Origin of the sequence: Staphylococcus sp. HMSC062A01, from assembly GCF_001836805.1 — a bacterium.
In the GTDB taxonomy this organism is placed as follows: Bacteria; Bacillota; Bacilli; order Staphylococcales; family Staphylococcaceae; genus Staphylococcus; species Staphylococcus haemolyticus.
This window is the reverse complement of record NZ_KV830620.1, coordinates 1-3,506: the sequence shown is the minus strand read 5'-3', so window position 1 is coordinate 3,506 and position 3,506 is coordinate 1. Positions and strand designations below refer to the sequence as shown.

General features: G+C 26.9%; 2 protein-coding genes. One reads left to right on the top strand and one right to left on the bottom strand.

Going from position 1 to position 3,506, the window contains the following annotated elements; translation table 11 throughout:
- Positions 1-541 precede the first annotated feature (541 nt).
- Positions 542-2,452: a hypothetical protein gene (locus tag HMPREF2715_RS05315; RefSeq protein WP_002447747.1), complete on the bottom strand. Its 1,911-nt coding sequence runs from the start codon at positions 2,450-2,452 to the stop codon at positions 542-544.
- Positions 2,453-2,636: 184 nt separating this feature from the next.
- Here HMPREF2715_RS05315 and HMPREF2715_RS05310 point away from each other — a divergent pair, with 184 nt between their 5' ends.
- Positions 2,637-3,323: a hypothetical protein gene (locus HMPREF2715_RS05310; RefSeq protein ID WP_002495693.1), complete on the top strand. Its 687-nt coding sequence runs from the start codon at positions 2,637-2,639 to the stop codon at positions 3,321-3,323.
- Positions 3,324-3,506 lie beyond the last annotated feature (183 nt).

Genomic DNA, 3,506 nt, shown 5'->3' with positions numbered 1-3,506 from the left:
TGACATGATAAATTAGTGGTTAGCTATATTTTTTTACTTTGCAACAGAACCGTTTATTTTTTGTTTTAAAACAAAAAATAAACAAGTGAGTAATCATAAGAATTACAAAATGAGAAATTGAGGTGATAAAAATGACAAGATTATTGAAAATAAGGTTAAAAACTTTGTTGAACTATACTATTGGTGTGTTAGCTATCGCATTAGCTTTAATTTTTATTCTGTATCTATAAAACGCTCAAATAAATAAACGGTTAATTGATAAGACAATGATTATAAAAACTATCGAACGATTATTAGAAAGTGATTTATCGGCTTACTATATTCATCAACAAACAGGTGTATCGACGTCTAGTATACAATGATTAAGAAGTGGTGAACGTAAACTTACTTTAGACAGTGCAGAAAAACTTTACATGTTTCAATTGGAAATTAAAAAAGAACGTCAATCTAACTAATGAAGAAACATCTAAAGGTAGAAAGATAAGGATATATAAACCATTAAAAACCCCTTGCTAGATGTAAGGGGATTTTAGTCGTTGTATTATTGTTTTTCTTCTTCCAAGTATTCATTGATTAAATTCGTAATCTCTGTTTCTGTATGTTTTACATATTCGTATTGATGACCATCTTGATAACTCTTAGAAATTTCACCACTTACGATACTAATACATATATTTGTATTATCATTTAATTTAGTACTATTTTTTACATGTAGGATAATATCAATACAACGTAATAAACGGTCTTCCAGTAATGACAAGTCTACATGGAATAAGTTCATTTTGTATTTCATTGAAAGTGTATAATCGGCTATTCCTAATGAAAACATTCTAAATACATATATGAAATCGGATAGCTTTAATGACAACATATACTTCTCTAATTTAAGAGGTAATATTGAACGATGAAAACCTGAAAACAAATACAATACACGTTGAATAGCCTGAGTATTTTCTTCTGACTCATTACAATTGGTCAGTTGTATTAATAGCTGCACCATATAAGACGTTTCTTCTGAAAAGCTATAACTATTATTCCCTTTTTCTAATTCGGCATATTGTTTTTCAATATCAATACCTATATCTGTAGTAGTCCAATCATAATACGTATTAAATCTATCGAAGAGCATATCATTTAGGAACGGTGCAATATGAGAAAATTCAAGGTCTGCTAGTATCAATAAACCTTTGACTTCACATATTGCTATATTAATAGAAGACATATTATCGCTATAACTAAATAAATTATCTGGTGTAAGGTCAATATTAGATATATTGTTGATTTCTATAATATCACGTAGTGTATTGCCTAAAAAAATTGCATCATTAAAGGTAAATAATCGAAGTAAAGAGATTGTTGATTTCTGAAATTCGGGAAACGTATTTTGTAATCTTTTAATCTTAAACGAGTCGTTTTTATTAATCTTCAAATCCGATAATATTGTAGACATCATCGAATTAAATATATCAATATGATAATTAATTTGTGATTTATTAGTTTTAAAATGATTTGGATTATCTAAATAGCGTTTCATCTCATTGTTAAATACATAGAAACATAAATTATGCTTTGTATATACGTCTTTGTTATCTGTATCACCAACTAAAGCCATTGTTTGAATGATTTTACTAATACCATCAGCATGTTTTCGTAGATAGCGATTTGGATTGTTGATGTTGTAATGTGCTATATAACTTCGCATAGCATGTTGTATTTTCAAAATATGTTCGATATCCATCGTTTGAAAAATAAAAGCTATTTTTGATGGCATATATTTAATTAATTTTTGTTTTTCGTGATGTGTTGTTTTTGTATTAGATTGTTTAGGTACACTGGAGACGTCGTATGTGTAGAAACGCAGATACCCATTAGTCGTAGTTGAAGTGTTAAGTAAATGTGCATGAATGAGTTGTTCGTTGTACATCTCAACTGTTTCTTCATCAATCATTAATTCATTAACAATATCTTTAATTTTATATATTCCATAAAGTATATGTTCATCATTGTAAAAATCACTATTACCCATATTTTCTTTAATAGCAAATAAATATCTATTTCGATATATAGTATATAAAATCTTAGCGTACCAATCTAAATCATCAAAAGCATCTTTTAGTAAGAATGATGGCATTTTGTAAATACCTTTTTTGGCTAATTCTCTTTGTTGTAAAACAACTATTTTATCTCCTGCTGTAAAAATCAAATCCAGTTCTTCTAAATCAATTAAATATTGTTCTATATCTTCAGCTACTAATTTAGATTCACTCTCTAATTTGCGCATATTTAAAGTCCATTCGTCATAACCATTTCTGAATTGCAATTTACTTAAAATACTATATAAGATTTTAGCTAAAAAAGATAAATTACAGTATTTGTCATTAATAAATAGTTCTCGACTAATGCCTAAATAATTAGGATTTCTGAGACTTAATTCTGTAATTGTATAATTCATAAGTTAATTTAACTCCTTTTAAATTATGTTATTATATGTTTCTTTCATCTTATCACTTTTTAATTTATGAACCGAAGTGCGAAGCAGAAAGGCTAATGTAGATAAATACAGATATAATAAGTCGATAATTATTATATAATTAGTTACAAGTAGAGAAAAATTTCAAATGACGGGAGATGATATAGTGAATCAAGCATTAATTAATTATCAAAAAACAATGGCTATGGTTAAAAATAATACGCAATTACAAAGAAATGTGTTCACAACTACTAACTACTTAAATAGTTCAGAATATAGAAAATTAATGAGTAATGATATCTTCAAAAGTACTTCAATAGAACTTACAGAAAAACTGAGAAAAGCATTTAAAGTTAGCAATAACTTTAATGAAATTAGTCAGTTAAATACAAAAATGATAGAAAACTTTAGACGTCATTGGGGATATAATCAAGAATTCACAAATACAATTAGTAGCATAAAAAATATGAAGATTCCTAATATAGATGTTTTAACAGAAATTATTAATGATAATGGCATTGTGAAAATGGGAGATATTAAAGTAACATCAGAAACAATCATTACAAATGATAATTACGTGGAACGCTATCCCGATGAACATCAAAATCAGAGTACAGAAATTGCTAGTAAAGAGAAGGTTGAATATTTAACTACGAAACTGTTTGAACCACTATGCAATGCGATAGTTAAAATTAATGAAAGTACATTACCAACAACTTCTAACTTAACTTATCAATTATACTTGCATAATAATGATTGGTATACATTTTTTATGATGATTACTACTATACAATTGATTATATATGTGGCATGTTACGAACCTAAAAAGAAAGAGGACGAAAAAATTAAATAAAGAAATCAAAAAAACTCTACAACCAATTATGATTAAGTAGAGTTTTTTTGTTTTTCTTCTTATGAAACATATTTGAGCCATTACTAAACGAAGAATGTTTGTTTATAGAAAAAATAGGACTAAAACAAAAACGTTTTGATCCCACCTTTTTGCTTAACTACAGTTCATTTTCAGATTTACTCA

Coding starts and splice junctions, on each gene's coding strand:
- HMPREF2715_RS05315 (WP_002447747.1), bottom strand. CDS start 2,452: ATGAATTATACAATTACAGAATTAAGTCTCAGAAATCCTAATTATTTA.